The sequence below is a fragment of the Pseudomonas sp. 25 R 14 genome, assembly GCF_900004755.1.
Classification (GTDB): domain Bacteria; phylum Pseudomonadota; class Gammaproteobacteria; order Pseudomonadales; family Pseudomonadaceae; genus Aquipseudomonas; species Aquipseudomonas brenneri.
Genome location: NZ_CVTS01000049.1, coordinates 1 through 26,340, shown reverse-complemented (window position 1 = coordinate 26,340; position 26,340 = coordinate 1). Strand labels below are relative to the sequence as shown.

Here is a 26,340-nt window from a genome sequence, read left to right as displayed (position 1 = left end):
CTCATAGACGGACTTGTCCTTCGTATACACGGGATGCCGGGCCGGTCATTTTCACCGGTTGGCCTGGGCCTGCCCATTCGATGGACAGGCGTCCGCCGGGCAGGTCGATCAGCAGTGGCGAATCCATCCAGCCCTGGCTGATCGCAGCCACGGCAGCGGCGCAGGCGCCAGTGCCGCAAGCCTGGGTTTCCCCGGCGCCGCGCTCCCACACACGCAATTGCGCACGGGAGCGGTCGATGACCTGCAGGAAGCCGACGTTGACCCGTGCCGGAAAGCGCGGGTGATGTTCGATCTTCGGCCCCAGTTCATGCACCGGCGCATTGTTGATGTCGTTGACCCGCAGCACGGCATGGGGGTTGCCCATGGACACGGCTGCCACCTCGACGACAGTGCCGTCGACATCCAGCGGATAACTCAGCGCCTGGGCGTCAGCCTGGAACGGAATATCGGCTGGCACCAGGCGCGGGGCGCCCATGTCGACGCTGATCTGGCCGTCACTGCGGATATCCAGCTCGATAATGCCGCTTTTGGTCTCGACGCGAATCTGCCGTTTGGCGGTCAGGCGCTTGTCCAGCACAAAACGGGCGAAACAACGCGCACCGTTGCCGCACTGTTCCACTTCGGAACCGTCGGAGTTGAAGATCCGATAACGGAAATCCACCTCCGGGTTGCTCGGCGCCTCGACGATCAGCAACTGGTCGAAGCCGATGCCGGTATGGCGGTCGCCCCACAGCTTGGCGTGCTTGGGCAGGATGTGCGCGTGCTGGCTGACCAGGTCAAGGACCATGAAGTCATTGCCCAGGCCGTGCATCTTGGTAAAACGCAGCAGCATGGGATTACTCCGGCAGCAGGCTTTCGCCAGCAAACAACTCGGCTACCGTCTCGCGGCGACGCACTTCAAACGCTTGATCACCGTCCACCAACACCTCGGCGGTACGCCCGCGGGTGTTGTAGTTGGAGCTCATGACAAACCCATAGGCACCGGCCGAATGCACGGCCAGCAGATCGCCTTCTTCCAGGGCCAGTTCACGGTCCTTGGCCAGGAAATCGCCGGTCTCGCAGATCGGGCCGACGATGTCATAGGCGCGGGCAACGCTTGCGCGCGGCGTCACGGCGGTGACATTCATCCAGGCCTGGTACAGCGCCGGGCGGATCAGGTCGTTCATCGCCGCATCGACGATGGCGAAATCCTTGTGTTCGGTGTGCTTGAGGTACTCGACCTGGGTCAGCAGCACGCCCGCATTGGCGACAATATAGCGGCCCGGCTCAAACATCAGCGTCAGGTCGCGGCCTTCGATGCGCTCGCGCACGGCCTGGATATAGTCGGCAATCAGCGGCGGCTCTTCATCGCGATAACGCACGCCCACGCCACCACCGAGGTCGATGTGGTGCAGGTAGATGCCGCACTCACCGAGGCGGTCGATCAGTGCCAGCAGGCGATCGAGGGCGTCGATGAACGGTGGCAAAGTGGTCAATTGCGAGCCGATATGGCAGTCCACACCCAGCACTTCCAGGTTTGGCAACTGGGCGGCACGGATGTACACGTCTTCGGCGTCGGCAATGGCGATGCCGAACTTGTTTTCTTTGAGACCGGTGGAAATGTACGGGTGGGTGCCAGCATCGACGTCCGGGTTGACGCGCAGGGAGATCGGCGCGCGCACGCCCATCTCGGCGGCTACCACTTGTAGGCGCTCCAGCTCGTCGGTGGATTCGATGTTGAAGCAATGCACGCCTACTTCCAGGGCGCGGCGCATGTCTTCGCGGGTCTTGCCGACACCGGAGAACACAATCTTGTCGGCCTGGCCGCCAGCGGCCAATACACGCTCCAGCTCACCACGGGACACGATGTCGAAACCAGCGCCCAGGCGCGCCAGGACATTGAGCACGCCGAGGTTGGAGTTGGCCTTGACCGCGTAGCACACCAGGTGCGGTACGCCGACGAGCGCATCGGTAAAGGAGCGGTATTGCGCTTCGATGTGGGCACGGGAGTACACGTAGGTCGGGGTACCGAAGCGTTCGGCAATCGCGGACAGCGCCACGCCTTCCGCGAACAGCTCGCCGTCCCGGTAGTTAAAAGCGTCCATGATGTGCCCTTAGTTGGTGTCGTGCTTGTGCGCTTTGGATTGCGACGTTTGCGCCTGTTCATTCGGGTCTTTGCTGTCATCGGGCAGGTACAGCGGGCCTTTTTGACCACAGGCACTGACGAGGCAAGCGACCGCGACGAGCGCAGCAAGGGAAGAGATCAGGCGCTTCATGGCTAAATCCTTGAATATGCATTAATTGCGCCCGAGTATACCGACCACCCGCCAGCTTGCCTATGCGCCGGGACACCCGTCCGGCGGGGCTTTGCCGAGTATGTCGTGAAGTGGCCTACATCTATCGCGGATATTTCACGCGGCTGACGGGAATGAAATCGGTATCCTTTGCAATCATCATGGCGCGTCCGTATCGTGCGCCGCTTGAGCGTGAGTAGACACTTTTTGAGGTTCCCACCATGAGTTTGACCGAAGCCCGCTTCCACGACCTGGTCGATGCGACCCAGCAAGCGCTGGAGGATATTTTCGACGAGAGTGGCGAAGACCTGGATCAGGAGAACTCCGCCGGTGTGCTCACCGTCAAGTTCGAAAACGGCAGCCAGTTGATTTTCAGTCGCCAGGAGCCGCTGCGTCAGCTCTGGCTGGCCGCGCGTTCCGGTGGTTTCCACTTTGACTACGACGAAGAAAGTGGCCACTGGATGTGTGACAAAACCGAAGAGCAGTTGGGCGAAATGCTCGCGCGTCTCGTCCAGGAACAAGCCGGCGTCGAGCTGGATTTCGACGAGATCTGATTGTGACTCAGCCCGCACCCGCCCGAGCGCCCAAGCCGCTGTTCAGCAATGTCAGCCCGGCAGTGCCGTCACCTTGTATCAGTTTGTGTCGGCTGGATGAGCAAAAAGTCTGCCTTGGCTGCTTCCGACACGTGGAAGACATCCGTGAATGGCGCTCCGCTGACGATCAGCGGCGCCGCGTGATTGTCGCCCAGGCCGAGCAACGCAAGGCCGGCGCCTGACCTTCAGGCCGGCCCATCTTGTTTATTTGTTGTGCTGTGGTAGTGTCCGGGTACGCCTCAACTCATCGAGGTCCGTGAGAACCCCGCCTTTTCCTGGCGGGGTTTTGCTTTTTTGTGCAGAAAAAAAGGAGACTGCCGCAATCATGACTGCACCTTCCATCATCCTCACCCGTCTCGATGTGCAACGTCTTGAGCAACTGATCGACCGTATGGACGACAAATTGCCAGGCGTCATCGCCCTGCAAGCCGAACTTGACCGCGCTGACGAAGTGGTCGGCCACGATGAAGTGCCTGCCGGTGTCGTGACCATGAACTCCAGCGTCCATTGCCGTGAGCAAAGCAGCGGCAAGGACTATCACCTGACCCTGGTCTACCCCAAGGATGCGAATGCCGACGAAGGCAAAATTTCGATCCTGGCCCCGGTGGGCAGTGCGTTGCTGGGCCTGCAAGTCGGCCAGCATATCGATTGGCCAGCTCCGGGCGGCAAGACCCTCAAGCTTGAGCTGCTGAGTGTCGAAGGCCAGCCCAAGGACGGCGGCGCGTTCCCACTCTAAACCTGGTTCAACGCCTGGTTGAGCGCCTGCTCCAGCTCGGCCTTGTAGCGCAGGTACAGATTGCTCGGGCTTTGGACATCACCGAGCAGGCCGGACAGGTCCAGATCGGTGATGTAGCAACGATAGCGCTCGGTTTCCCGGCGCTGCCCGACGATCTCCTGGGCGACGACTGCAAACAGTTGGTCGCCAAATTCCAGTTCGCAAAACTCCCGCTGATTGCAGTACAGGGTAATCCCCACCTGCCCTGGTGCGCCCTTGCCGATAATTGCCTGCACGTCGTAGAACGGTTTGTTGGCCGGCGTCTGGGGCGCAGGTCGTGGCTCGACCCGCCGGGCGCGGCCGCCTGCCGATGACAGTTGGTAATACAGCACCTGCACAGCCCCCAGTGGCTGCTGCGGGTCCAGCGGTGACAGCGCGTCACGCCGATAAATGACCGATTGCAGGAAACGTTGCAATGGCACCAACAGGCTCTGTTCATCGTGAAACGGCAGGCGTTGTTGCCAGAGCGCATTGAACTCGTCGAGCACGTACAGCTCGGCGAAGCCCTCGTTGATGCGATAAAACACTTGCACACAATCGGCCTGGCCCATGGGCAGCAAGGCTGCCAGGTCGTGGTCTTCGAGGGCCATGGCATCCAGGTGCAGCGGGCTGTAGCTGGCCAATTCTTCGCTGAGGTAATCCACCAGCGCCTGCTGGCTGGCCAGTGGCACATGAGTGGCTTGCCCTGGGGCCAGTTCCATGACGTGATAATGCTGTTGCACCTGGATCAGGTAGCGGTGGTTGAGCTGGCTGAGCATCAGGTTTTGCGCGGTATCGAAAATCTCTTCCACACGCTGGGCAATGAACTGTGCCCGGTTGTGGCAGAAACAGCGCACCCGCAGCCGTGGCAGTTGGTTGCGCGGCAACTGGTTCAGATAGTCGCGCAGGCAGTCGAGCAGGGCGTGGGGCCCGTCGTAGCGGCTGACCATCACCTCGTTCCAGCTGTTGAGCGTCACCTGATCCAGGGTCAGCACCAGGTTTTCCCTGACGCCGGCGTAACTCAACGAGTCGGTGCGCTCGGTGGTCATCAGGATATTCAAATCGCGGTGGTGCTTGAGCGGGTCGACACCGACGTTGACCAGCAACAGCACTTCATCGGGTATCGCTGTGCGCAGCAAGCGCTCCTCATCGACTGTGGCCAGGGGCAGGGCGACGGTCTGTTGCAGGCTGCCCAGCAGGTTGAACAGCTCGAACTCGCTCAAGTCGCTGGTGCCTGGGTGCAAGGCCAGGCGGGTGCTGCTGTCGATCACACCGTTGCGATGGCACCAGGTGAGCATCTCCAGCAGGTCCCGGCTGCGCTTGATCGGGGCAAAGTGTTCCCATTCCAGTGCGGTCAGGCTGCCGTTGTACAGGCCCCAATGGGACTGGCCCGGCTCCTTGCGGTTGGGCGAGTGGACCAGGGTGAGGGTGTCTTCGGCCAGGTCCGGGGCAATCCCTGGGTTGATGAACTCGACTTTGCCGGCCTTGCGTTCAAAGGCGGCGTACAGGCGCCGGCCCAGCACATTGAGGTCGCGTTTGTTGATCAGGCTGACGGTCTGCTCGGTGCGGGCGAACTGGGTCAGGAAGCGATAGCTGTAATTGAGCTCGTTGACCAGCGCGCGGCGCTCGGACGCCACCTGGCGCACTTTCCACTGGCTGCGGCTATCGAGCAGGGCCAGTTGTCGCGGGTCCCAGCCCCATTCATTGGCCAGACGCTCCAGCAGCGCACGTTGCCACCCGGTGGTGCGCTGGCCGGTGGTGAGCTTGCGGTTGACCTTCAGGTACAGGCTGCGCCGCACCAGTTCCAGGCGCTCGGGCTCGTTGCGGCCCAGCAGGTATTCCTCGATACGCCGATAGACCACGATGTACGGGTCCAGCTCATCCAGATCCAGTTGGTTGGCGAACACCGCCCGTTTGAAGCGCAGGCTCAGGCACTGCACCTTGGGGTGCTCGCTGGCATACACCTCGGTCAGCAACAGCTTGAGCACGGACTTATAGGGCGACTCGATGCCCTTGAACAGTTGCCACAAACCGGCGCCGATGAATTCTCCTGGTGGAATATGAGCCAGATGTCCGAGGTCGAGGGTTTCGTCGGCGCGGATAAAACGTTTGGAAACCAGCGCGTGGGTAAATTCGGCATAGCGCGCTTCTTCGTAGACCGGTACCAGCCACCAGATCGGCGTGCGTCCGGCCAGCCAGATTGCGGTGCGGTAAAACTCGTCCAGCAATAGATAGTGCTGGCTGGTACCGCAGTCATCCGAACTGAGCTGGGTATCGCGACCACCCTGTACAAAACGCTTGGGTTCGATCAGGAAAAAGTGCGCCTCGGCCCCCATGCTCAGGGCCCAGGTCTCCAGCAACTGGCATTTCTTGCGCAATTCGCCCAGTTCGACCTCGTCCAGGTCTTCGGCGTGGCAGACCCAGACGTCCATATCGCTCTGGTCGGCTTGGGCCAGTGTGCCGAGGCTGCCCATCAGAAACAGACCGTGGATCGGGGTTGGCGAGTTGCCGTGGCGTGGCTTGTAGGAAAACGAGCGGGTCAGGCGTTGGGCTTCGGCCAGGACCTGGGCGTCCGGTTCAAAATTCGACAGCCCGGCCGGGGTACTGCCCGAGACATAACCCGGCAGCAGCGGGTGATTGACGTGGAAAAACAACGGCAGCAGCGCCAGCACGCTTTGCTGGCGCGGGGTCAGTCCTTCGACGGCACGGGCCATGCGGCCTGCGTTGAGGGTCAGGAAACGCGCGCGCAGTTGGGCCAGTACCTTGCGGTCAATGCCTTCATCCAAGTCAGGGCGGATTTCATGGGTACTGGTCATGTCGAACTCAATGGCTCGCAGGGCCCGGCGTGGGCAGCCGTGTAGGAGTTTACAGACAGAATCGTAGGAGGTTTAAGAGGAATCTGTTTTTGACGTCAGAATTTTATCGCGGGCGCAGGAGTGCCCGCGGAATCCATGAACAGAGGATCCCGTGGGCGATACGAGGTATCAAGCGGCTTCTTTGGTGGTCGCGGTGGTCAGAATCGTCAGCAAGGTCTGGGCTTGTTCTGCGGCGTCGCGACCCAGGCTGGTCAGGTAGCCGCCATCTGGCTGGTCGATCAGTTTTTTCTCGAACAGGCGCTTGGCAGCAGCAATGGCAGTTGGAGCGGCGGTCTGGTGGACTTTCAGACCTTCATGAGTGCTATCCAGGGGGAAAAGTACAAGGATTTCCAGTTCGGCAACCAACTCAGGGGTATACGACATAAGGACTCCAGACGTTCTAGGAATTGTCAGACGCTAGCAGAGCCTAAGGTGAACGTACTTGAGCGAACTGTCCAGTGTGTAGGCGCGAGCTTGCTCGCGAAAAGCGCTAACGTTGACGCGGGGCAGTTGAGTAACCGCAGCGCGCTCAGGTTTTTCGCGAACAAGCTCGCTCCTACAAGGGCAGGGTCACTGGTTTTCGGGCGGCAGCTCTGGCAGTGCGCGCAGCGCCGTTTCATACCAATCGGTATTGAACGGGCGGTCTTCTTCCAGCATCGCGTCGATTTCGACGGCCAGCACGTGGGCCATCAGGTTCAGGATGTCTTCGCGCTCGTAGCCCACCAGGGTCAGCTTGTTGAACGTGGCCTTGGCCGCAGGCGGGTTGTCGCTTTCGATTTGGTTTTCGATCGCTTGGGTCAGGGTGGACTCGGCGAACTCTTCTTCGTCGTTGTCGATATCGGTTGGCTCGCTCATGGCAGCCTCCTGTCAGGAAAGGGCGCCAGTTTACCCCCATTCAGCCAGGTGATGCTGCTGGTCAGGTGGCTCATCACGATCTATAACCTACCCAGCCAACCCCCTGCACGGCCTGGAGGCTTTGTGATGCTCAAGCTCTACGGATTTTCGGTCAGTAACTACTACAACATGGTCAAGCTGGCGCTCCTGGAAAAGGGCTTGCCCTTCGAGGAAGTGCCGTTTTATGCCGGGCAAACCCCCGAAGCCCTGGCGGTGAGCCCGCGCGGCAAGGTGCCGGTGCTGAAGGTCGAAAAAGGCTTCATCAACGAAACCAGCGTGATTCTCGAATACCTCGAACAGACACAGTCGGGCCCGGCCCTGCTGCCTGGCGATGCGTTCCAGCGTGCCCAGGTGTTGGCGTTGTGCAGGGAAATCGAGTTGTACATCGAACTGCCAGCCCGCGCGTGTTATGCCGAGGCGTTCTTTGGCATGTCGGTGCCAGAAGCGATCAAGGACAAGTCCAGGGCCGAGCTGCTGCTGGGGATTGCGTCGCTGGGGCGCCACGGCAAGTTTGCGCCGTATGTGGCGGGGGAGAGTCTTACGTTGGCCGACTTGTACTTCCTGTACAGCGTGGACTTGGCGTGTGCGGTCGGTGGGAAGCTGTTTGGCCTGGATCTGTTGGCTGAGTTTCCGCAGGCCAAGGCCTTGCTGAAGAAGCTGCAAGACATGCCTAACGCCCAGCGAGTGGCGGCGGACAAGGAGGCGGCGATGCCAGCCTTCATGGCGATGATCGCGGCGAAGAAGTAATAACGGTGGGAGCGGGCTTGCTCGCGATAGCGTTGTGGCAGTCGGTATATAAATTGACTGATCCGCCGCCTTCGCGAGCAAGCCCGCTCCCACATTTTGGACTGCCAGTTGTTAGCGGCTGGCGAGCAGTGCCTGGCCGCGCGCAGCGGCGGCCTTGACCTGGGCCGGTGCGGTGCCGCCGATGTGGTTGCGGGCATTCACCGAACCTTCCAGGGTCAGCACCGCGAACACGTCCTGCTCGATCTGGTCGCTGAACTTACGCAGCTCTTCCAGGCTCATTTCCGCCAGATCCTTGCCGGTGTCCACGCCGTATTTCACAGCATGGCCAACGATTTCATGGCAGTCACGGAACGGCAGGCCACGGCGCACCAGGTAGTCCGCAAGGTCAGTGGCGGTGGAGAAACCGCGCAGGGCCGCTTCACGCATGATCGCGTGCTTGGGCTTGATCGCCGGGATCATGTCGGCAAACGCGCGCAGCGAGTCGCGCAGGGTGTCGGCGGCGTCGAACAGCGGTTCCTTGTCTTCCTGGTTGTCCTTGTTGTAGGCCAGGGGCTGGCCCTTCATCAGGGTCAGCAGGCCCATCAAGGCACCGAAAACACGGCCGCTCTTGCCACGAACCAGCTCTGGCACGTCAGGGTTTTTCTTTTGCGGCATGATCGAGCTGCCGGTGCAGAAACGATCCGGCAGGTCGATGAACTGGAACTGCGCGCTGGTCCACAGCACCAGTTCTTCGGAGAACCGCGACAAGTGCATCATCGCGATGCTGGCCGCGGCGCAGAACTCAATGGCGAAGTCACGATCCGACACGCCGTCCAGGGAGTTGCCGCCTACTGCGTCAAAACCCAGCAGTTGCGCGGTGTATTCGCGGTCGATCGGGTAGGTGGTGCCCGCCAGCGCGGCGCTGCCCAGCGGCATGCGGTTGGCGCGTTTGCGGCAATCGACCAGGCGCTCGTAGTCGCGGCTGAGCATTTCGAACCAGGCCAGCAGGTGGTGGCCGAAAGTCACGGGCTGTGCGGTCTGCAGGTGGGTGAAACCGGGCATGATGGTGTCCGATTCACGTTCGGCCTGTTCCAGCAGGCCTTTTTGCAGGCGGGTGATTTCGCCCAGGATCAGGTCGATTTCATCGCGCAGCCACAGGCGGATATCGGTGGCCACCTGGTCGTTGCGGCTACGTCCGGTGTGCAGCTTCTTGCCCGTCACGCCGATACGGTCAGTCAGGCGGGCTTCGATGTTCATGTGCACATCTTCAAGGTCCACGCGCCAGTCGAAGGTGCCAGCCTCGATTTCGCCACGGATGGTGGTCAGGCCATCGATGATGCTGTCGCGCTCGGCATCGGTCAGCACGCCGACCTTGGCCAGCATGGTGGCGTGGGCGATAGAGCCCATGATGTCGTGGCGATAGAGGCGCTGGTCGAAGGTGACGGAGGCGGTGAAGCGCGCGACGAAGGCGTCGACGGGCTCACTGAAGCGGCCGCCCCAGGACTGGTTGGTCTTGTCGGTGCTCATGGATTCGCTCGTGATCTGCTTAAAAGAGGGCATGAAAGTGTGCCGTCGATAATAACAGGGTTGCCCGTGGAGGCGTTGATACGCCGCATCGGCATTTTTATTTGTTTGATGGATGGCAAAGTGCCTTGCCGTCGACCGCGTCCGGGATGAGACTGGAGGCAGGATCGCACAAGGGCTTTAACGCGGGCGATTCCTGAGGTAAACATGGGGTGTTTATTGAAACGATATTTGACGATTGAGCTATATCGTCTTCATGAGCGTCTACAGTTCCACTGACAGGGGTGCAGTGCACCATTGCCGGGTGGTGAAGTCGAACTCCAGGCTAACCATAAAGTAGAGGGGGTGTTCATATTGTGTATCAGCAAACCCTATGACGATGCCCTGCGGTATCGGGCTTCTGGCGGTATTGAGCAGGTCCGGGTAAATATTGGTGCCGCTCTCGGGGCACTTTTTGCCGCTCCCGCTAGTCTTAGCGTGGATCGCCGTGACGGAAGTCACCGCACCTGTCTACGCTATCCTTGTGCGAGACTCACGCAGGAATCCAGCGCAATATGAATGTCCTGATCGTTGATGACGAACCCCAAGCCCGCGAGCGACTGAACCGTATGGTCAGTGAGCTTGAGGGATACACTGCCCTAGAGCCGAGCGCCGCAAGTGGCGACGAGGCCTTGACCTTGATCGAAAGCTTGAAGCCGGATGTCGTGCTCCTCGATATCCGCATGCCGGGCCTCGATGGCTTGCAGGTAGCCGCCCGGTTGAGCGAGCGCGAGTCGCCGCCAGCACTGGTGTTGTGCGCCACCGAGGAGGAATTTTCCTCGGATGCCCTGGCGGCCAGTGGTGTCAGCTTCCTGGTCAAACCGGTCTCTGCCGATGCAGTGCTCAAGGCCTTGAAGAAGGCGGAGCGACCCAATCGCGTCCAGCTTGCCGCCCTGACCCAGCCCGCAGCGCAAAGTGGCAACGGCCCGCGCAGCCACATCAGCGCCAGGACCCGCAAGGGCATTGAGCTGATTCCTGTGGATCAGGTGGTTTATTTTATTGCCGATCACAAGTACGTGACCTTGCGTCACGAGCACGGTGAAGTGCTGCTCGATGAGCCGCTCAAGGCCCTGGAAGATGAATTCGGCGAGCGCTTCGTGCGTATCCACCGCAATGCGCTGGTGGCCCGCGAGCGCATCGAGCGCCTGCAGCGCACGCCCCTGGGGCATTTCCAGTTATTCCTCAAAGGGCTTAACGGCGACGCGTTGATCGTCAGCCGGCGCCATGTCGCAGGTGTGCGCAAGATGATGCAGCAGCTTTAGCCCAAGGGTTGCGGCGATGTTCATGTCCCATATCCCGGTGCGATGCGGCCAGGGAGGCCCCGCACTTGCTGATTCAAATCAAGGCGCTTGTGCCTGAGCTGTTATTATCTGCCGTATCTATTCAGTACGGATTGATCCATGTCCTCTCGCGAAATCCGCATCGCCACCCGTAAAAGCGCCCTGGCCTTGTGGCAGGCCGAATACGTCAAAGCCCGCCTTGAGCAGGCCCATCCGGGCCTCACGGTGTCCCTGGTACCCATGGTCAGTCGCGGCGACAAGCTGCTCGACTCGCCGCTGTCGAAAATCGGTGGCAAGGGCCTGTTCGTCAAGGAGCTGGAAACCGCCCTGTTGGAGAATGAAGCCGACATCGCCGTGCACTCGATGAAAGACGTGCCGATGGATTTTCCTGAGGGCCTGGGCCTGTATTGCATCTGCGAGCGTGAAGACCCGCGTGATGCCTTCGTGTCCAATACCTACGCCTCCCTGGATGAGCTGCCGCTGGGCAGCATCGTCGGCACCTCCAGCCTGCGTCGCCAGGCGCAACTGCTGACCCGCCGCCCAGACCTGCAAATCCGTTTCCTGCGGGGCAACGTCAACACTCGCCTGGCCAAGCTGGATGCCGGCGAGTACGACGCGATCATCCTGGCTGCAGCCGGCCTGATCCGCCTGGGTTTTGAGGATCGCATCACCTCGGCCATCAGTGTCGAGGACAGCCTGCCTGCGGGTGGCCAGGGTGCCGTCGGTATCGAATGCCGCACCGCTGACCGCGAAATCCAGGCGCTGCTCAAGCCTCTGGATCACCAGCAAACCGAAATTCGCGTCACCGCCGAGCGTGCCTTGAACAAACACCTCAACGGTGGTTGCCAGGTGCCGATCGCCTGTTACGCGGTGCTTGAGGGCGATAACCTCTGGCTGCGCGGCCTGGTGGGCGACCCCGACGGCGGCTTGCTGCTCACTGCCGAAATCCGCGGGCCACAAGCCGACGCCGCGAACCTGGGTGTCCAGGTGGCCGAAGAACTCCTGGCAAAAGGCGCCGGTGCCATTCTGCAAAAAGTCTATGGCGAGGCCGGTCCGCAGTGACCGGCTGGCGTGTGCTGCTGACACGGCCTGCGGAGGAATCGGCAGCCCTGGCGGTGTCGCTGTCTGATGCCGGTATCTTCAGCAGCAGCCTGGCGTTGCTGGAAACCGAAGCCTTGCCCTTTGCTGGCGAACACTCGGTGGTTTTCCAGGACCTGGATCGCTATTGCGCAGTGATCGTCGTGAGCAAGCCGGCCGCGCGCCTGGCGCTGCAATTGCTCGACCGATACGCGCCAGCGGTGCCGAGCTTGCCGTGGTTCAGCGTCGGTGCGGCAACAGCCCAGGTCCTGGCCGAGCATGGCCTGGACGTGAGTTACCCCGAGCTTGGGGATGACAGCGAGGCCTTGCTTGCTTTGCCCAGGTTGCGCGAGGCTGTCGCTGTCGACGCTGCCCGTGTCTTGATCCTGCGCGGGCAGGGTGGGCGCGAGTTGCTGGCTGAGCGTTTACGCGGCCAAGGTGCTAGTGTCGATTATCTGGAGTTGTATCGTCGTTTTCTTCCGGCCTACGACACCGGTGTGCTGATGCAGCGCATTGAAGTGGAACGCTTGAACGGCGTGGTGGTCAGCAGTGGGCAGGGTTTTTTACATCTGCAAGCGCTCGCCGGCGCCGATTGGCCACGCGTGGCACAGTTGCCGTTGTTCGTGCCCAGTCCACGCGTCGCCGAAATGGCGCGGGCGGCGGGCGCGGAAACAGTTGTGGATTGTCGCGGTGCCAGTGCCGCGGCTTTGCTAGTGGCGTTACGGAGCCAGCCCGTTCCCACTCTCTAATAACGCAAAGGATGGACACGTGAGCGAAACAGCCTTGCCTAAAGATGAAGCTCAGCCTGCGCTTGATGCGCCTGTTGAGACCCCGGTCACTGCGCCTCGCCGTGGTAACGGCCTGGCGGTCCTCGCCTTGTTGCTCGGTGCCGCAGGTGTTGCGGCCGGCGGCTGGGGGATCTGGCAGGTCCGGGCCCTGCAAGCCAGCAGCCAGCAGCAGTTTGGCCAGGTACAGACCCTGGACGAACAAGCCCAGGGCATCAAGCAGGCACAACAGCAGTTGGCCGCACGCCTGGCACAATTGCCGGGCGCTGATGAGTTGGAGGAGCGCCGTCGGTTGGTGGCGCAGTTGCAGGGCGACCAGCAACGCCTGAACCAGCGTTTGGAAACCGTCCTGGGCGCCAGCCGCAAGGATTGGCGCCTGGCTGAGGCCGAGCACTTGTTGCGTCTGGCCAGCCTGCGCCTGTCAGCGCTGCAGGACATCAACAGTGCCCAGGCGCTGGTGCAGGGCGCCGATGAGATCCTGCGTGAGCAGAGCGACCCCGGCTCCTACGCCGCCCGTGAGCAGTTGGCCAAGAGCCTGGTGGCGTTGCGCAGTGTCGAGCAGCCGGATCGTACCGGGCTGTACTTGCAGTTGGCTGCCTTGCGTGACCAGGTGGTGCAGTTGGCAGCCGTTTCCCCGGAGTTCCAGCTTCAAGAAACCGCACAGGGCCGCCCGACTACCGATACGGACAGTCGCTGGAGCCAATGGTGGGAGCAGATTTCCCGCTACTTCCGCATCGATTTCAACCCCGACGACAACATCCGTCCGCTGCTGGCAGGCCAAGGCCTGAACCAGGTGCGACTGGCCCTGAGCCTGGCGCTTGAGCAAGCCCAATGGGCTGCGCTCAATGGCGAGCCAGCGGTGTACGCCCGCGCATTGGGCGAGGCCCGCAGTGTGTTGCAGGGCAACTTCAACCAGGACAACCCGCAAAGCCAGGCCATGCTGGCGCGCATCACCGAGCTTGAGCCCAAGGCCGTCTCGGTGGTGACCCCGGACCTCGCCGCGAGTTTGTCTGCGGTGCAGGCTTACCTTGAACGCCGCCATCTGTCTGCCGACGAAGCCAAGGCTTCCGCCGGTAAGCCGGCGACCCAGGAGTAACGCCGATGAAGCGTTTCTATGTGATCCTCGTGCTGGCGATTGCGCTCGCCCTGGCGCTGGCGGTGGGCATCTCGAAACACACCGGCTATGTGCTGATCAGCTATCCCCATGTGCTGCATTACGAGTCTGGCCTGTGGTCGACCCTGGTGGCGGTGTTTGTCGTCGGTCTGGCGATCTACCTGCTGCGGGTGCTGCTGGGCCTGGTGACGACCTCCGGTGGCGTGGTCAATCCCTGGTCGCGGCGCAACCGTAGCCGGCGGGTGCAGGTGGCTATCGAACAGGGTCAGATGGACCTGGCGGAAGGGCGTTGGGCCAGTGCGGAGCGGCATTTGCACCGTGCTGCGCAAGCTGAGCGCCAACCCTTGCTGTATTACCTTGGTGCGGCCCGGGCAGCCAACGAGCAGGGGCGTTATGAAGAGTCTGACAGCTTGCTGGAGCGTGCCCTGGAGCGTCAGCCCCAGGCCGAGTTGGCCATTGCTTTGAGCCATGCACAGTTGCAGATGGACCGTGGCGACACGGATGCCGCCCTGGTGACGCTACAGGCCATGCATGAGCGCCATCCGCACAACGCCCAGGTGTTGCGTCAGCTCCAGCGCTTGCACCAGCAGCGGGGTGACTGGTCCTCGGTGATCCGGTTATTGCCGGAACTGCGCAAGGATAAAGTACTGCCCGCCACCGAGCTGGCGGATCTGGAGCGCCGGGCCTGGGGTGAAAACCTGAGCCTGGCCGTCCAGCGCGAAGAGCACGGTGAAGCCGGCCTGCAATCCCTTGAGCGGGCCTGGCAGCAATTGACCTCGGCCCAGCGCCAGGAGCCGCAACTGGTGCTGGCTTATGCCGAACAATTGCGTCAACTGGGCGCCGATACCAAGGCCGAGGAGGCTTTGCGTGGCGCGATCAAGCGCGGTTACGACAGTCACCTGATCCGCTTGTATGGCCTGCTGCGCGGTGGGGATCCGGCCCGCCAGTTGAAATTCGCCGAAGGCTGGCTCAAGGACCATCCGGGGGATGCCAGCCTGTTGCTGACGCTGGGTCGGCTCTGCCTGCAAAACAGTTTGTGGGGCAAGGCGCGGGACTATCTGGAAAGCAGCCTGCAGGTGCAACGCAACCCCGAGGCCTGTGCCGAGTTGGCGCGGTTGCTGGCGCAGTTGGGTGATACCGAGCGCAGTAATCAACTGTTCCAGGAGGGCCTGGGTCTGTTGGACAGTCGCCTGCTGGCTTCACCGCTACCGGTGCCTGCCCGGGTTTAACGTAGGATATTTTGAAGGGTTGGCTCAGAAGCATCTGGCAACCAACTCTTCAAAATCCTTCGGTTTTGCGGGCTTCAGGGGCTTGAGGTGGTTTCCCACACGGCACCGCGTAAAGTTACCTGCCCTCTGACGGGATATCCCTGCAATCTCGCGGAAGCGTCTGCTCCAGCGCGTATTGAAAGGGGTAAGGTCTTTCCTCTACCGTAACTACCTATCTCTTGCGTTGCGGATAAACAATGTCTTTGGCCCCCTCACGCTCCTTGTTCTTCCTGGCGTTCATGGCCGGTGTGTTGACGTTGGGCGCGTCTTTTTATCTGGAATACGGGGCTCTTTTGCGACCTTGTTTCCTGTGCCTGATCCAGCGCAGCCTGTTGGCGGTGTTCACGCTGATCAACCTGATAGCAGCGATCCATGGCCCCAGGCGTGTAGGCATTTACCTGTATTGGGCGGCGAGCACGGGGTGTGCGTTGCTCGGTGCAGTGACGGCGGTGCGCCAGGTGTTATTGCAGAACATCCCCCCTGACCAGATGCCCAACTGCTGGCCAAGCCTGGAGTACATGATCGATAACCTGTCGCTGGGGCAAGCTCTGCAATTGGCATTCAAGGGCACCGTCGACTGTGTGGAAATCAACTGGACGTTGTTCGACCTGAGCATTCCGGAATGGAGCCTGCTGTTCTTCGTGGCCATGCTGATACTGGGGGCAACGCAGTTTTCCCGCTTGTTGTCCGGTCAGGGTTTGCGGTTCGTGAAGCACTGATTGGGTGTGTTGGGGCGTAGGAAGGGATTAAACACTTGTATGAACTTTCTGGTCTGCGTACCTTGAAGCCATAGTCATGCGGGCATAATCTGGCCCGCACGCGTTATTGAAACAGTTTGTTCGATGCGGCGTTGTCCGGTTGCCGCTTTATCCTCGAAGTGTTGCGCGGGCAAAAGCGGCACCGCCCATAAGGGAAGAGATCATCATGTTGGAAAGTTGTCAGAATGCTCAGGAACGCTGGGGTGGTGTGCACAAGCTGATCGATAGCTGGTTGAAGGCACGTCACGAACTGGTCCGCTCCTTTGATGCGCTTGGCGAGAAGCCTGAGGCGTTGGCTGAGAACCGTGGGCCTTTGCAGGAATTCTGTGGAGTGCTGGTGGATTACGTTTCGGCAGGGCACTTCGGGGTCTATGAGCAACTGACCAAGGAGGCCGAGGCTTTCGATGACCAACGTGGCCTGGAATTGGCCGAGACCATTTACCCGCGCATTGATGTCATCACCGAAAAGCTCCTCGCCTTCAACGACCTCTGTGACAAGGGCGAGTGCGTTGCCGCGAAATTCAAAGAGCTTGGCGGCCTGCTCCATGAGCGTTTCGAGCTGGAAGACTGCCTGATCGAAGTGCTGCACAACGCCCACAAGGAAGAGCCTGCAACCCAGGCTTGAGCCCCGGCGGCAAGACATAAAACGGTGCGCATGGCGCACCGTTTTTCGTTGGGTTCAGGCACCTGTGGCGAGCAACTCAATCTCGAAAACCAGTGGTGTGTAAGGTGCGATCAACTGGCCCGCACCGTCTGCGCCATAGGCCTGTGCAGAAGGAATCACCAGGCGCCATTTTGCGCCTACCGGCATCTGTTGCAGCGCGCTTTGCCAGCCGCTGATCACGCTGTCCAGGCGAAACCATTGGGGCTGCGTGCTCTGATCGAAAATCGTCCCATCGGGCAATCGTCCAACATACTTCACTTGCACACGGTCATTGGCGCCCGGTTTTTTCCCGCTGCCGGGAGTCAGTTCGGTGAGCAGGATGCCGTCAGCCAATTCACGCACGCCGGACTTGGCTTTTTCCGTGCTGAGAAATTTCTGTTCGGCGGCCAGTGCCTTTTCGCTTTGCGGCACCTGTGACTCGATGCTTGCCTGCGCTTCGTGCTGGGCCAGAATCTGTTCGATGCGTGCGTCATCCAGTGCCAGGGGCTTGCCTTGATAGGCTTGTTTGAGGCCGTCGAGCAAGGCCTGTATCTGCAGGTCGGGAACTTCCTGGCGCAGGCGTTCACCCAGGCTGGCGCCCAGGCTGTAGGCCAGGTCGTGGCTGTCTTTGGACGCCGCCGGCTCACTCGCGTTGGCCACTGAAAGCGACAAACCCAGGATGAAAAAAAGGTAACGCGACATGGGTATTCTCCAGCCGAAAGTGCGGTGGATTATGCCAGTGTGGAGGGGTAAATAACGGAGTGGTTTTTCGTTATATCGATAAGAATTTCTGTGCGGTGCAACGCAACGCATTCGATACTGTCAACATGCCCTAGCGGCGGTAAGAGCAGAGGGCTAGTATGAGCCGCACCCACGTCAGCCAGGAGGTAAACCATGTCGGCCAAACAGAAGCCTGTTAATACCCCGTTGCACTTGCTCCAACAACTCTCGGGCAGCCTGCTCGAACATTTGGAAAGCGCTTGCTCACAAGCCTTGGCTGATGCAGAGAAATTGCTCGCCAAGCTGGAAAAGCAACGCGGCAAGGCTCAGGAAAAACTGCATAAATCCCGCACCAAACTGCAAGATGCCGCGACCGCCGGCAAAGCCAAGGCACAAACCAAAGCCAAGGGCGCCGTAAAAGAACTTGAGGACTTGCTCGATGCCCTCAAGGATCGTCAATCCGAAACCCGCACCTACATCCTTCAACTCAAGCGCGATGCCCAAGAGAGCCTGAAACTGGCGCAGGGCGTTGGTCGCGTGAAAGAAGCGGTGGCTAAAGTGTTGAGCACTCGTACACCGGCCAAGGCAGTTGCTGCCAAGGCACCGGCTAAAGTTGCGGCCAAGCCTGCTGCTAAAAAAGCGCCTGTGAAACCAGCCGCCAAGCCAGCTGCTAAAACCGCTGCTGCGAAACCAGCCGCCAAGCCAACTGCTAAAACCGCTGCTGCGAAACCAGCCGCCAAGCCAGTTGCTAAAACTGCTGCCGCAAAACCAGCCGCCAAGCCAGCTGCTAAAACCGCTGCTGCGAAACCAGCCGCCAAGCCAGTTGCTAAAACTGCTGCCGCAAAACCAGCCGCCAAGCCAGTTGCTAAAACGGCTGCCGCGAAACCAGCCGCCAAGCCCGCTGCTAAAACCGCTGCCGCAAAACCAGCCGCCAAGCCCGCTGCTAAAACTGCTGCCGCAAAACCAGCCGCCAAGCCCGCTGCTAAAACCGCTGCCGCGAAACCAGCCGCCAAGCCTGCTGCTAAAACTGCTGCTGCGAAACCAGCCGCCAAGCCAGTTGCTAAAGCTGCTGCCGCGAAACCAGCCGCCAAGCCAGTTGCTAAAGCTGCTGCCGCGAAACCAGCCGCCAAGCCAGTTGCTAAAGCTGCTGTCGCGAAACCAGCCGCCAAGCCGGCTGCCAAACCTGCTGCTGCCAAGCCAGCTGCCAAACCTGTTGCTGCGAAACCAGCCGCCAAACCAGCGCCAGCGCCAGCTGCTGCCAAACCAGCGACCCCTGCCGCTCCAGCCGCTACAACTGCACCGGCCAGCAGCACGTCTGCCCCGGTAGCACCAGGCACCACCCCAACCAGCGCTTCCTAAGTGCCGGTGGCCGCGGCGCGCAGTTGATGCAGCGCGCCGTGGTCGAGGTTGGCGGCCTCGGTCGCCAGTCCTTCAAGCCATTTCTGATCCGTGGCGCTTCCTCCCGTTGGCCAAGCCTGTGCCAACGCCTCCAGACGTAACAGCAACTGCCGTTCGGCTTCCAGTTCCAGGGCCTTGACCTGCTCGCGCAACGCTCCCAGCCCGGCATCCTGCTGCGCCATAGCGCGCCATTGCTTGCGTACCTTGCGCAAGGGCTCCACTACGGTTACCTGCCAGGGCTCGGCAATTGTTCGCAGCGCCCGCACACGTTCAGGCTCAGGTACGGCCCCGCGTTGCTCCAGCCACAGCCCACACAACAACAGGCACACATCCGTCCCTTGTTCCTGCAAGCGCAGGCACGTGTCTTCCACGCCCGCACGGGCGTAGGTCGAAAGAGCAAAGCTCCACAGGTCAGCGCACATATTCACACCCAAGCCAGCGGCCAACGAAGCTGGTAGACTCCGCCGCCATTATGATCCGACTTCAAAGCCTAACATTACAGCGTGGCCCGCAACGTCTTCTTGAAGACGCCGAGCTGACCCTGCACGCCGGTCACAAAGCCGGCCTGATCGGTGCCAATGGCGCCGGCAAATCCACGTTGTTCGCCCTGTTGCTCGGTGAGCTGACCCCGGATTCCGGGGACTGCCTGCTGCCAGCCGACTGGCGTATCGCTCATATGCGCCAGGAGATCGACACCCTGGACCGCATCGCGATCGACTACGTGCTCGATGGCGACCTGCGCCTGCGCCAGGTGCAACACGACTTGGCCGAGGCCGAGAAAGCCCAGGACGGTGCCGCTCAGGCTCGCCTGCACTCGGAACTCGACAGTGCCGACGGCTACACCGCCGACGCCCGCGCGCGCAAGATGCTCGCCGGCCTCGGGTTCACCAATGAACAGATGGATCGCCCGGTCGCCGACTTCTCCGGTGGCTGGCGCATGCGCCTGAACCTGGCCCAGGCCCTGATGTGCCCGTCGGACCTGTTGCTGCTCGACGAACCGACCAACCACTTGGACCTCGATGCGATCCTGTGGCTGGAAGATTTTCTCAAGAACTACCAAGGCACCTTGCTGCTGATTTCCCACGACCGGGACTTCCTCGACGCCGTGGTCGATAACATCGCCCATGTCGAACAGAAAAAAATCACCCTCTATCGCGGTGGTTACTCGGCATTCGAGCGTGCCCGTGCCGAACGCCTGGCCCAGCAACAACAGGCCTTCGAGAAGCAGCAGGCGCAGCGGGCGCACATGGAAAGTTATATCGCCCGGTTCAAGGCCCAGGCCACCAAGGCCCGCCAGGCCCAGAGCCGGATCAAGGCCCTGGAGCGCATGGAAGAACTGTCGGCGGCCCACGTCGATTCGCCGTTCGACTTCGTGTTCCGCGAATCGGTGAAAATCTCCAGCCCCTTGCTCGACCTCTCGGATGCACGCCTGGGTTATGGCGACAAAACCATCCTGGAGAAGGTCAAGCTGCAGCTCACCCCGGGTGCGCGCATTGGTTTGCTCGGGCCTAACGGCGCGGGCAAGTCGACGCTGATCAAAAATCTTTCCGGTGAGCTGCAACCCCTGGCCGGCCGCCTGACCCGTGGCGAGAACCTGGTGGTGGGCTACTTCGCCCAGCATCAGTTGGACTCCCTCGACGCCAAGGCCAGCCCGCTGTTGCATTTGCAGCGCCTGGCGCCGACCGAGCGCGAGCAGACCCTGCGCGACTTCCTCGGTGGTTTCGACTTCCGTGGCGCGCGCATCGACGAGCCGGTGCTGAATTTCTCCGGCGGCGAAAAGGCCCGCCTGGCCCTGGCGCTGATCGCCTGGGACCGGCCGAACCTGCTGCTGCTCGACGAACCGACCAACCACCTGGACCTGGAAATGCGCCTGGCGCTGACCATGGCCCTGCAGGAATTCAGTGGTGCGGTACTGGTGGTGTCTCACGACCGCCACTTGCTCAAGAGCACCACTGATAACTTCCTGCTGGTGGCCGATGGCAAAGTCGAAGAGTTCGATGGTGACCTGGACGACTACGCCCGTTGGTTGACCGAGTATCGCCTGCGTAACGCGCCAGTCAGCAACACCCCGGTCAACCCGGACAAGACCGACAAGAAAGCCCAGCGCCAGGCCGCTGCTGCGCTGCGTCAGCAACTGGCGCCGCACAAGCGTGAAGCCGACAAACTGGAAGCCGAGTTGGGCAAAGTCCACGAGCGCCTGGCCAAGATCGAGGCCAGCCTCGGTGACAGCGCCGTGTACGAAGCGGCACGCAAGGATGAACTGCGCGACCTGCTGGCCGAACAGGCCAAGCTCAAGGTGCGCGAAGGGCAACTGGAGGAAACCTGGATGGAAGCCCTCGAATTGCTGGAAGGTCTGCAAGCGGAGCTGGAGGCGCTGTCCTGATGGAAGCCTTGCAACTGCCACTGCCGGCGCAATGGATCGAACCGATCTGGGTTGGCGTGCAAATCCTGTTGATCCTGCTGGCGGGCTACCTGACCCAGCGTTTTGTCGCCAAGGGCCTGACGCGCCTGGGCGAGCGCTACCCGTTCCCGCCGCAACTGCTGATGCCGCTGCGTGGTGGTCTGCGCTGGCTGATCATGGGCAGTGCGCTGATCTTTGTCCTCGAACGCCTGGGGGTTTCGGCCACTGTGCTGTGGACCGCACTGTCAGGCTTTGTGGCCGTGGCGGCCGTGGCGTTCTTTGCCATGTGGTCGGTGTTGTCCAACCTGCTGTGTGCGATTTTGATTTTCACCGTCGGGCCGTTTCGCCTGGGTGATGTGGTCGAGTTGGTGGATACCGTCGACAAGCCGGGCGTCAAAGGCCGGGTGATCGCGATCAACCTGCTTTACACCACGCTGATCGAAGTGGCTGAGGCGGGTACCGACAGCGCTGTGGTGCAAGTGCCCAACAGCCTGTTCTTCCAGCGCGCGGTACGCCGCTGGCGCGGCAGCGATATCAGCCCCCTGCCTTAAAATTCTCTAGCCAGCCCTCGGCCCTCGGAGTTAGCTTAGTGCTCACAACGAATTTGCTACGAGGTGTGTAATGGCGCTCGACACATGGCTGGCCTTTTTCCTGGCCAGTTGGATCATCAGTCTCTCTCCCGGTGCGGGTGCCATCGCTTCGATGTCCAGTGGCCTGCAATACGGCTTTGTGCGCGGTTACTGGAACGCCATCGGCCTGCAGCTGGGCTTGGCGATGCAGATTGCTGTGGTTGCCGGCGGCCTTGGGGCAGTGCTTGCGGCATCGTCTACCGCCTTCTACGCGATCAAATGGTTCGGCGTGGCCTACCTCGTGTACCTGGCCGTCAAGCAATGGCGTGCCTTGCCCATGGATATGACCGATGACGCTGCCGTGCGCCCTATTGGCAAGCCCATGGCGATGATGTTCCGTGGTTTTCTGGTGAACGCCAGCAACCCCAAGGCCCTGGTCTTCATGCTGGCGGTACTGCCGCAGTTCGTGAACCCGCAGGCGCCGCTGCTGATCCAGTACCTGATCCTCGGCGCGACGATGATCGGCGTGGATATGATCGTAATGGCCGGCTACACCGGGTTGGCATCGAAAGTGTTGCGCCTGTTGCGCACGCCCAAGCAGCAGAAGCGCGTGAACCGCACGTTTGCCGGGTTGTTCGTGGGCGCTGCGGCGTTCCTGGCCAGCTTGCACCGCGCCACCGCCTGACGGAATAAACCCAATCAAAACTGTGGGAGCAGGCAAGCCAGCTCCCACATTGATGTGTGCTAGCCGAGCCATTGAGGCTCAGCGCAGGATCTTCGGCGCTTCGTCCCTTGGCAGGTTGTTGCGCAATGCCGGCTGGCCGGGCTCTTGATCGCCGCCGCCCAGTTGCTCTTGTAGCTGGCGTGCCACGTCCTCACCCAAGGCTTTCGACACTTCCCTCACCACCCGTGGCCGGTTCAGGTTCACGCGCACATCACGACTGCTCACCAGCTTGGTGTCCTGGCCCTCACCCATGGCGGTAAACGCCGAGGTGATTTCATAGGTGCGGGTGTTGATCAGACTGAAGTCCGCCACCACGCTCAGCCCCAGCACTGCCGAATAGCTGCTGGTGCGATCCAGGGCGTTGATGTCCCGGGTGAAGTCGATGTCCGACAAGGTGCCGAACAGCACATAGTCCGCGCCCTTGAAGTGGCCGGCCTTGATCCGCTTGATCACGTCGTACACATCGCCCTTGGCTTCGCTGGTGTAGGGCGTGCCCTGGACCAGTTGGAATTGGCGCGACTTGAGAATCTCGCCCTTGATATCGCCGCTGAATTTGCGCAGTTCGCCCTGTTCGATGTAGCTGCTGCGGCTTTCGAACTCGCTGTAGCTGGAGGCGCCGCTGGCGTTATAGGCGCTGGCCTGGAAGTTGTTGCTGGCCGAGACTGCGTGGATGTATTCCTCTACGCGGGCTTCGTACGCCAGGTCAGTGACGGCGATCTTGGGGGCCGCCGAGGCGCCAAAGGCGCACAGCAGGCCGAGCAGGCCGATCCATAGGCGCATGGCTTAGCGCTCCGTGGTCTTGCGGATTTCTTTTTCGTCCATCCATTCGGCCAGGCCGCTTTCGACGTCGACCAGTTGCAGGCTGAACTTGTAGAACACGTCCTTGTAGTCGGCGCTGCGCTTGACGATGGAACTGATGGAGCCTTCCAGGCGGTACTTGGCGGCAATCATGTTGCCGGTCTTGCTGACCGTGGATTTCTTGTACAGGCCGCTCTGGTTTTGCAGCTTGAGCTGGTCAACCTGGCTTTGCATATCGGTGTTGTCGCTGGCGAAGCGGGCGGTGCCGGTTTTCATCAACTGCGTCTTGATCGAGGTGGTGATCTCGCGGGTATCGATATACTCGCTGGTCTTGTTCTTCACGTCATACACCTGCACCACCGGGCGGCCCTGGAGAATGCCGGACTGCGCCAGGGAGCGGGTCATGCTTTCGGCGATCATCTGCAAGTCGGTGGAGCCGAACTCGTTGGTCACCAGTTCCACGGCCTTGGTATCGCCGTAGCTGATGTTTTTGCCGCCGATGACCGGCGAGGTGTTGGCGCAACCGCTGGCCAGGACGGCGACTACGGCGAGGAACGAAAAGCGTGCAAGCATGGGAAAGTCTCTCGAAAGCTGAATAGGGGGCAGACTCAAGGCGTTTTCACTTCAAGGCGGAAATCGGCGGCCTGGGGCAGATTGGCGATGGCCGGCAGGAAGGTGGCCTGGTTGGCATAGAGGTTCAGCACTTTCCAGGTTTCTTCATCGCCCACCGGGAAGCCATCGGCGCCCAGCCAGGCGAAGCGGTAATACATCATCTGGTTGCTGCTGGTGATGTTGCTCAGTTGCACCTTGGTGGTCAGGAAGCCGTTCTCGCGAGCCACGCGAATCGCGCCGACGGCGATGCCCTTGAACTTGCCCATCACCACGACTTTGCTCGCGGCGCTGCCCGGCTCCGGCGGCGGGGTGGCGCAACCGGCGAGGAAGACCAGCGCCAGGGCGCCGAGGATAAAATGACGCATAACGTGCTCCTTAAGGTTGTTTGAGACTGGCGACAGCCTGGGCCGGGTTGCTTGCGACCACATGGGCCGCCAGGCCGCTGGCGAATACCTGGTTGCCGACCACGCGCAAGGTGATCACCTGATGGCGTTGTTCGGCCTTGACCGTCACCAGGGTGCCGCCCAGGGCATTGGGCAGGCTCACCTGGTGCTCGCCATGCTTGAGGCGCAGGCGTGCGACCTGGGTCATGTCCGGCAGGGTGCGCCAGGTGCGGGTATCGGCGCCCTCGGTGACAGCGGAGGCGATGCCCAGTACCAGGCCGGCCATTGGGTTGGTCTGGTTCAGGTTCTTTTGCGTCACGCCACGGCTGATGGCGCGCACGGTGGTGCGCAGGATGATCCCCGGCATATCGTCGCGCAGGGCACGGCGAGACATGGCGGTGGTGCTGTTGAGGGCTGTGAGGTTCTGTTGCCGGCCATCGACACCGATCTGGGCGAAGGTGGCTGTCGAGGTGTCTGGCTTGATCACCGGAAACGACAGCGGTGTGATCACCCAATGCCCGTCGATGGGGATTGGCAGTGGCAGGCGGATCGAGTCGCGCGCCGGCGCCAGGCCGCTCTGGACCACGATCAGCACGTCGCTTTCGTCAGCCGCTACGGCTGAGGCGTCCAGATCGAGCAGGGCCTGTTCCAGCAGCGGCGTGTTGGGGCGCAGTTCGGCGGCCTTGCGATAGCCCGGCGCGGCCAGGTCTTTTTCGCCCAGGGCTTCGTAGACGAAGCCGGCCAGGTAATGGCTGAACGCACTCTGGTAGCTGTTCTTCAGGCCCACCACGTCCGGCGCGTCGAGGCTTTCTACCGGATAGCCGCGCAGGTCCTTGAACTGCGTGGCCACGCCCTGGCGTTCGGCCTCGTTTTCGCGCTTGAGGTATTCCTTGTCCCGCAACTCGGCGATCACGGCTTCGCGTTCGTGGGTTTTCTTGATCTCGGTGCGGGCGCCGTCGAAGTCATTGACCGCCAGCAGGTTGAGCGCCATCTGGGTGGTGAGCATGACTTTTTCGTAGTCATAGCCTTCGTAGCGCCGCACCTTGTCATTGACCAGGAAGCTGCCGAATTGCGAAAGGTAGCGCTCGGTGTCGAACTTGACCGCCTCTTCCCACTTGTACACCGCCAGGTCCGCCCGGTGCCAGGCCGCCTGGCTGCCGGCCAGGTCGCCCTTGGCGCGCAGCAATTCGCCTTTCTCGAAGTAGTAGAGAAGGTCCTTGTCGTCGCGGCTGTTGTTTTTTTCCAGCAGGGTCAATGCGCCGTCGACGTTGCCGCTGGCCAACTGTTGGTTGGTGGCTTGCAGTTCTGTGTCGTAACTGCGGAACATCGAACAACCCGACAGCAGCGTAACTGCGGCGAGAGCAAGGGAGATGAAGACGCGAGATGCCATTGAGGTGCTGCTTCCCTGAGCGTAATCGGCCGAAGGGGCTGGTCGGGCCGAATAACCAATTGCAGGAAAAGCCTTTCCCACATATTCCTCATAAAAAGAGGAGCACAAATGCCGTTTCGCGATAACGAAGGCGGCGCATTATAGGCTGCGCTACTGGCAAAACAATGGCTTTTAAGCTCCATTGCGAAAGGCTTGTGCCACTATCGGAGCACGTCATTTCGGCGGGAAAAGCACTAACGCCTTGAGTCAAACCGATTAAAATTCGACAATGTGTTACTTCTTGTTTCCATTTGAGAGTCATTCATGACTGCCCCCTCCCGTTTTCTCGCCTGGCTGTTGTTGCCGGCGTTGGTGTCGTGCAGCTTCAATCTGCTGGCGGCCACCGCAGAAGGTGCGCCCCAGGCCCTGCATTTACTGGACTATATCGGCGCTGACTATCCGCCGACGGTGGAGGCGGGCAAGGTGGTCGATGAGTCCGAATACCAGGAACAGGTGGAATTTCTCGGTGTATTGCAGGGGTTGGTGGCCGAGCTGCCGGACAAGCCCGAGCGCGCAGGCCTGGTCAAGGGCGTCGATGAACTGTTGGCCGCCGTCACCCGTCACCAGGATGGCAACGCAGTCGCACGTCAGGCGCGGCAGTTAGGTGCGCAATTGGCGGTGGCCTATGAAGTCAGCCAGGCGCCGGCCATTACCCCGGACCCGACCCGCGGTGCGCCGCTGTACGCCCAGCATTGCTCGGTGTGCCACGGTGACGCCGGGGCG

28 protein-coding genes and 1 pseudogene are annotated in these 26,340 nt (G+C 61.2%); 16 read left to right on the top strand and 13 right to left on the bottom strand.

All coding sequences use genetic code 11. The features are described 5' to 3' along the window. Position 1: 1 nt before the first annotated feature. Genes dapF through BFQ03_RS29150 form a run of 3 tightly spaced genes read right to left on the bottom strand, consistent with a single transcriptional unit; the run spans position 2 to position 2,255 of the window. A complete protein-coding gene (gene dapF, locus BFQ03_RS16945; RefSeq protein WP_032856890.1) occupies positions 2–832 on the bottom strand; it encodes a diaminopimelate epimerase in 831 nt (276 codons plus the stop codon). A gap of 4 nt (positions 833–836) precedes the next feature. Continuing rightward, on the bottom strand, positions 837–2,084 hold the full coding sequence (gene lysA / locus BFQ03_RS16940) for a diaminopimelate decarboxylase (RefSeq protein WP_032856892.1): 1,248 nt from the start codon (positions 2,082–2,084) through the stop codon (positions 837–839). 9 nt (positions 2,085–2,093) lie between these two features. Continuing rightward, positions 2,094–2,255: an LPS translocon maturation chaperone LptM gene (locus tag BFQ03_RS29150; protein WP_032856894.1), complete on the bottom strand. Its 162-nt coding sequence runs from the start codon at positions 2,253–2,255 to the stop codon at positions 2,094–2,096. Between the two features lie 239 nt (positions 2,256–2,494). On the opposite strand from BFQ03_RS29150, the gene cyaY reads away from it, so the two are divergent. The 3 genes from cyaY to rnk all read left to right on the top strand — a co-directional run bounded on the left by cyaY (position 2,495) and on the right by rnk (position 3,602). Beyond that, positions 2,495–2,827: an iron donor protein CyaY gene (gene cyaY / locus BFQ03_RS16935; RefSeq protein WP_032856896.1), complete on the top strand. Its 333-nt coding sequence runs from the start codon at positions 2,495–2,497 to the stop codon at positions 2,825–2,827. A gap of 2 nt (positions 2,828–2,829) precedes the next feature. Then, the gene (locus BFQ03_RS16930; RefSeq protein ID WP_032856898.1) at positions 2,830–3,048 is read left to right on the top strand and encodes a DUF1289 domain-containing protein; all 219 of its coding nucleotides are present in this window, start codon (positions 2,830–2,832) and stop codon (positions 3,046–3,048) included. A gap of 143 nt (positions 3,049–3,191) precedes the next feature. Beyond that, positions 3,192–3,602 carry a nucleoside diphosphate kinase regulator gene (gene rnk / locus BFQ03_RS16925; protein ID WP_032856900.1) on the top strand — a complete coding sequence of 137 codons (411 nt, stop codon included), beginning with the start codon at positions 3,192–3,194 and terminating at the stop codon, positions 3,600–3,602. On the opposite strand, the gene BFQ03_RS16920 is transcribed toward rnk, so the two are convergent. The 3 genes from BFQ03_RS16920 to BFQ03_RS16910 all read right to left on the bottom strand — a co-directional run bounded on the left by BFQ03_RS16920 (position 3,599) and on the right by BFQ03_RS16910 (position 7,330). Further along, positions 3,599–6,436, bottom strand: a complete 2,838-nt coding sequence (locus BFQ03_RS16920; RefSeq protein ID WP_065943603.1) for a class I adenylate cyclase — start codon at positions 6,434–6,436, stop codon at positions 3,599–3,601. The genes rnk and BFQ03_RS16920 overlap by 4 nt on opposite strands. Positions 6,437–6,604: 168 nt before the next feature. Continuing rightward, positions 6,605–6,859: a TIGR02647 family protein gene (locus BFQ03_RS16915; protein ID WP_032856902.1), complete on the bottom strand. Its 255-nt coding sequence runs from the start codon at positions 6,857–6,859 to the stop codon at positions 6,605–6,607. Between the two features lie 186 nt (positions 6,860–7,045). Further along, entirely contained in the window at positions 7,046–7,330 is a 285-nt protein-coding gene (locus tag BFQ03_RS16910; RefSeq protein ID WP_032856903.1) for a hypothetical protein, read from the bottom strand. Positions 7,331–7,456: 126 nt separating this feature from the next. On the opposite strand from BFQ03_RS16910, the gene BFQ03_RS16905 reads away from it, so the two are divergent. Further along, complete coding sequence (locus BFQ03_RS16905; protein ID WP_032856905.1) at positions 7,457–8,116, top strand: glutathione S-transferase family protein; 660 nt, start codon at positions 7,457–7,459, stop codon at positions 8,114–8,116. 111 nt (positions 8,117–8,227) lie between these two features. Here BFQ03_RS16905 and argH read toward each other — a convergent pair whose 3' ends face one another. Further along, positions 8,228–9,622 (bottom strand): argininosuccinate lyase, encoded by a 1,395-nt coding sequence (argH, locus tag BFQ03_RS16900; RefSeq protein ID WP_032856907.1) that lies wholly within the window; start codon positions 9,620–9,622, stop codon positions 8,228–8,230. A gap of 551 nt (positions 9,623–10,173) precedes the next feature. Here argH and BFQ03_RS16890 point away from each other — a divergent pair. The 7 genes from BFQ03_RS16890 (at position 10,174) to BFQ03_RS16860 (ending at position 16,565) form a co-directional block, all read left to right on the top strand. After that, positions 10,174–10,920 carry a LytR/AlgR family response regulator transcription factor gene (locus BFQ03_RS16890; protein WP_032856909.1) on the top strand — a complete coding sequence of 249 codons (747 nt, stop codon included), beginning with the start codon at positions 10,174–10,176 and terminating at the stop codon, positions 10,918–10,920. 138 nt (positions 10,921–11,058) lie between these two features. Next, positions 11,059–12,000 (top strand): hydroxymethylbilane synthase, encoded by a 942-nt coding sequence (hemC, locus tag BFQ03_RS16885; protein WP_032856911.1) that lies wholly within the window; start codon positions 11,059–11,061, stop codon positions 11,998–12,000. Then, entirely contained in the window at positions 11,997–12,764 is a 768-nt protein-coding gene (locus BFQ03_RS16880) for a uroporphyrinogen-III synthase (RefSeq protein ID WP_065943602.1), read from the top strand. Before hemC ends, BFQ03_RS16880 begins: the two co-directional genes overlap by 4 nt. A gap of 19 nt (positions 12,765–12,783) precedes the next feature. Then, a complete protein-coding gene (locus BFQ03_RS16875; RefSeq protein ID WP_032856915.1) occupies positions 12,784–13,896 on the top strand; it encodes a uroporphyrinogen-III C-methyltransferase in 1,113 nt (370 codons plus the stop codon). A 5-nt stretch (positions 13,897–13,901) separates the two neighbouring features. Beyond that, the gene (locus BFQ03_RS16870) at positions 13,902–15,143 is read left to right on the top strand and encodes a heme biosynthesis protein HemY (RefSeq protein ID WP_032856917.1); all 1,242 of its coding nucleotides are present in this window, start codon (positions 13,902–13,904) and stop codon (positions 15,141–15,143) included. A 236-nt stretch (positions 15,144–15,379) separates the two neighbouring features. After that, the gene (locus BFQ03_RS16865; RefSeq protein WP_032856918.1) at positions 15,380–15,901 is read left to right on the top strand and encodes a disulfide bond formation protein B; all 522 of its coding nucleotides are present in this window, start codon (positions 15,380–15,382) and stop codon (positions 15,899–15,901) included. A gap of 205 nt (positions 15,902–16,106) precedes the next feature. Continuing rightward, positions 16,107–16,565 carry an Rsd/AlgQ family anti-sigma factor gene (locus tag BFQ03_RS16860; protein WP_032856919.1) on the top strand — a complete coding sequence of 153 codons (459 nt, stop codon included), beginning with the start codon at positions 16,107–16,109 and terminating at the stop codon, positions 16,563–16,565. A gap of 54 nt (positions 16,566–16,619) precedes the next feature. On the opposite strand, the gene BFQ03_RS16855 is transcribed toward BFQ03_RS16860, so the two are convergent. Next, positions 16,620–17,285 carry an FKBP-type peptidyl-prolyl cis-trans isomerase gene (locus BFQ03_RS16855; protein WP_032856921.1) on the bottom strand — a complete coding sequence of 222 codons (666 nt, stop codon included), beginning with the start codon at positions 17,283–17,285 and terminating at the stop codon, positions 16,620–16,622. 192 nt (positions 17,286–17,477) lie between these two features. On the opposite strand from BFQ03_RS16855, the gene BFQ03_RS29140 reads away from it, so the two are divergent. Beyond that, positions 17,478–18,662: an AlgP family protein gene (locus tag BFQ03_RS29140; RefSeq protein WP_083204865.1), complete on the top strand. Its 1,185-nt coding sequence runs from the start codon at positions 17,478–17,480 to the stop codon at positions 18,660–18,662. Here BFQ03_RS29140 and BFQ03_RS16840 read toward each other — a convergent pair. After that, positions 18,659–19,123 carry a TIGR02444 family protein gene (locus BFQ03_RS16840; protein WP_032856926.1) on the bottom strand — a complete coding sequence of 155 codons (465 nt, stop codon included), beginning with the start codon at positions 19,121–19,123 and terminating at the stop codon, positions 18,659–18,661. The two genes, BFQ03_RS29140 and BFQ03_RS16840, sit on opposite strands and share 4 nt — an antisense overlap. Before the next feature lie 50 nt (positions 19,124–19,173). Here BFQ03_RS16840 and BFQ03_RS16835 point away from each other — a divergent pair, with 50 nt between their 5' ends. The 3 genes from BFQ03_RS16835 (at position 19,174) to BFQ03_RS16825 (ending at position 22,356) form a co-directional block, all read left to right on the top strand. Beyond that, positions 19,174–21,084 carry an ATP-binding cassette domain-containing protein gene (locus BFQ03_RS16835; RefSeq protein ID WP_065943601.1) on the top strand — a complete coding sequence of 637 codons (1,911 nt, stop codon included), beginning with the start codon at positions 19,174–19,176 and terminating at the stop codon, positions 21,082–21,084. Continuing rightward, a complete protein-coding gene (locus BFQ03_RS16830) occupies positions 21,084–21,653 on the top strand; it encodes a mechanosensitive ion channel family protein (RefSeq protein ID WP_032856930.1) in 570 nt (189 codons plus the stop codon). The genes BFQ03_RS16835 and BFQ03_RS16830 overlap by 1 nt, the downstream gene beginning before the upstream one ends. A gap of 70 nt (positions 21,654–21,723) precedes the next feature. Beyond that, positions 21,724–22,356 carry a LysE family transporter gene (locus BFQ03_RS16825; protein WP_032856931.1) on the top strand — a complete coding sequence of 211 codons (633 nt, stop codon included), beginning with the start codon at positions 21,724–21,726 and terminating at the stop codon, positions 22,354–22,356. Between the two features lie 78 nt (positions 22,357–22,434). On the opposite strand, the gene BFQ03_RS16820 is transcribed toward BFQ03_RS16825, so the two are convergent. Genes BFQ03_RS16820 through BFQ03_RS16805 form a run of 4 tightly spaced genes read right to left on the bottom strand, consistent with a single transcriptional unit; the run spans position 22,435 to position 25,578 of the window. After that, positions 22,435–23,175 carry a penicillin-binding protein activator LpoB gene (locus BFQ03_RS16820; protein ID WP_065943600.1) on the bottom strand — a complete coding sequence of 247 codons (741 nt, stop codon included), beginning with the start codon at positions 23,173–23,175 and terminating at the stop codon, positions 22,435–22,437. A gap of 3 nt (positions 23,176–23,178) precedes the next feature. Further along, positions 23,179–23,766, bottom strand: coding sequence for a penicillin-binding protein activator LpoB (lpoB, locus tag BFQ03_RS16815; protein ID WP_032856934.1), 588 nt, complete (start codon positions 23,764–23,766; stop codon positions 23,179–23,181). Positions 23,767–23,801: 35 nt separating this feature from the next. Then, positions 23,802–24,170, bottom strand: coding sequence for a YcfL family putative periplasmic lipoprotein (locus tag BFQ03_RS16810; RefSeq protein ID WP_065943599.1), 369 nt, complete (start codon positions 24,168–24,170; stop codon positions 23,802–23,804). Positions 24,171–24,180: 10 nt separating this feature from the next. After that, entirely contained in the window at positions 24,181–25,578 is a 1,398-nt protein-coding gene (locus tag BFQ03_RS16805; RefSeq protein WP_065943598.1) for a COG3014 family protein, read from the bottom strand. Positions 25,579–25,881: 303 nt separating this feature from the next. Here BFQ03_RS16805 and BFQ03_RS16800 point away from each other — a divergent pair. Then, positions 25,882–26,340: pseudogene (locus tag BFQ03_RS16800) on the top strand (cystathionine gamma-synthase); the annotation flags it as partial.

Bases quoted from the DNA above. Each gene is read 5' to 3' on its own strand.
- BFQ03_RS16805 (WP_065943598.1), bottom strand. From the start codon at position 25,578: ATGGCATCTCGCGTCTTCATCTCCCTTGCTCTCGCCGCAGTTACGCTG.
- lysA (WP_032856892.1), bottom strand. From the start codon at position 2,084: ATGGACGCTTTTAACTACCGGGACGGCGAGCTGTTCGCGGAAGGCGTG.
- BFQ03_RS16830 (WP_032856930.1), top strand. From the start codon at position 21,084: ATGGAAGCCTTGCAACTGCCACTGCCGGCGCAATGGATCGAACCGATC.
- BFQ03_RS16920 (WP_065943603.1), bottom strand. From the start codon at position 6,436: ATGACCAGTACCCATGAAATCCGCCCTGACTTGGATGAAGGCATTGAC.
- BFQ03_RS16905 (WP_032856905.1), top strand. From the start codon at position 7,457: ATGCTCAAGCTCTACGGATTTTCGGTCAGTAACTACTACAACATGGTC.
- BFQ03_RS16860 (WP_032856919.1), top strand. From the start codon at position 16,107: ATGTTGGAAAGTTGTCAGAATGCTCAGGAACGCTGGGGTGGTGTGCAC.
- BFQ03_RS29150 (WP_032856894.1), bottom strand. From the start codon at position 2,255: ATGAAGCGCCTGATCTCTTCCCTTGCTGCGCTCGTCGCGGTCGCTTGC.
- BFQ03_RS16915 (WP_032856902.1), bottom strand. From the start codon at position 6,859: ATGTCGTATACCCCTGAGTTGGTTGCCGAACTGGAAATCCTTGTACTT.
- BFQ03_RS16825 (WP_032856931.1), top strand. From the start codon at position 21,724: ATGGCGCTCGACACATGGCTGGCCTTTTTCCTGGCCAGTTGGATCATC.
- BFQ03_RS16910 (WP_032856903.1), bottom strand. From the start codon at position 7,330: ATGAGCGAGCCAACCGATATCGACAACGACGAAGAAGAGTTCGCCGAG.
- argH (WP_032856907.1), bottom strand. From the start codon at position 9,622: ATGAGCACCGACAAGACCAACCAGTCCTGGGGCGGCCGCTTCAGTGAG.
- cyaY (WP_032856896.1), top strand. From the start codon at position 2,495: ATGAGTTTGACCGAAGCCCGCTTCCACGACCTGGTCGATGCGACCCAG.
- BFQ03_RS16865 (WP_032856918.1), top strand. From the start codon at position 15,380: ATGTCTTTGGCCCCCTCACGCTCCTTGTTCTTCCTGGCGTTCATGGCC.
- lpoB (WP_032856934.1), bottom strand. From the start codon at position 23,766: ATGCTTGCACGCTTTTCGTTCCTCGCCGTAGTCGCCGTCCTGGCCAGC.
- BFQ03_RS16870 (WP_032856917.1), top strand. From the start codon at position 13,902: ATGAAGCGTTTCTATGTGATCCTCGTGCTGGCGATTGCGCTCGCCCTG.
- rnk (WP_032856900.1), top strand. From the start codon at position 3,192: ATGACTGCACCTTCCATCATCCTCACCCGTCTCGATGTGCAACGTCTT.
- BFQ03_RS16890 (WP_032856909.1), top strand. From the start codon at position 10,174: ATGAATGTCCTGATCGTTGATGACGAACCCCAAGCCCGCGAGCGACTG.
- BFQ03_RS16855 (WP_032856921.1), bottom strand. From the start codon at position 17,285: ATGTCGCGTTACCTTTTTTTCATCCTGGGTTTGTCGCTTTCAGTGGCC.
- dapF (WP_032856890.1), bottom strand. From the start codon at position 832: ATGCTGCTGCGTTTTACCAAGATGCACGGCCTGGGCAATGACTTCATG.
- hemC (WP_032856911.1), top strand. From the start codon at position 11,059: ATGTCCTCTCGCGAAATCCGCATCGCCACCCGTAAAAGCGCCCTGGCC.
- BFQ03_RS16820 (WP_065943600.1), bottom strand. From the start codon at position 23,175: ATGCGCCTATGGATCGGCCTGCTCGGCCTGCTGTGCGCCTTTGGCGCC.
- BFQ03_RS29140 (WP_083204865.1), top strand. From the start codon at position 17,478: ATGTCGGCCAAACAGAAGCCTGTTAATACCCCGTTGCACTTGCTCCAA.
- BFQ03_RS16810 (WP_065943599.1), bottom strand. From the start codon at position 24,170: ATGCGTCATTTTATCCTCGGCGCCCTGGCGCTGGTCTTCCTCGCCGGT.
- BFQ03_RS16835 (WP_065943601.1), top strand. From the start codon at position 19,174: ATGATCCGACTTCAAAGCCTAACATTACAGCGTGGCCCGCAACGTCTT.
- BFQ03_RS16840 (WP_032856926.1), bottom strand. From the start codon at position 19,123: ATGTGCGCTGACCTGTGGAGCTTTGCTCTTTCGACCTACGCCCGTGCG.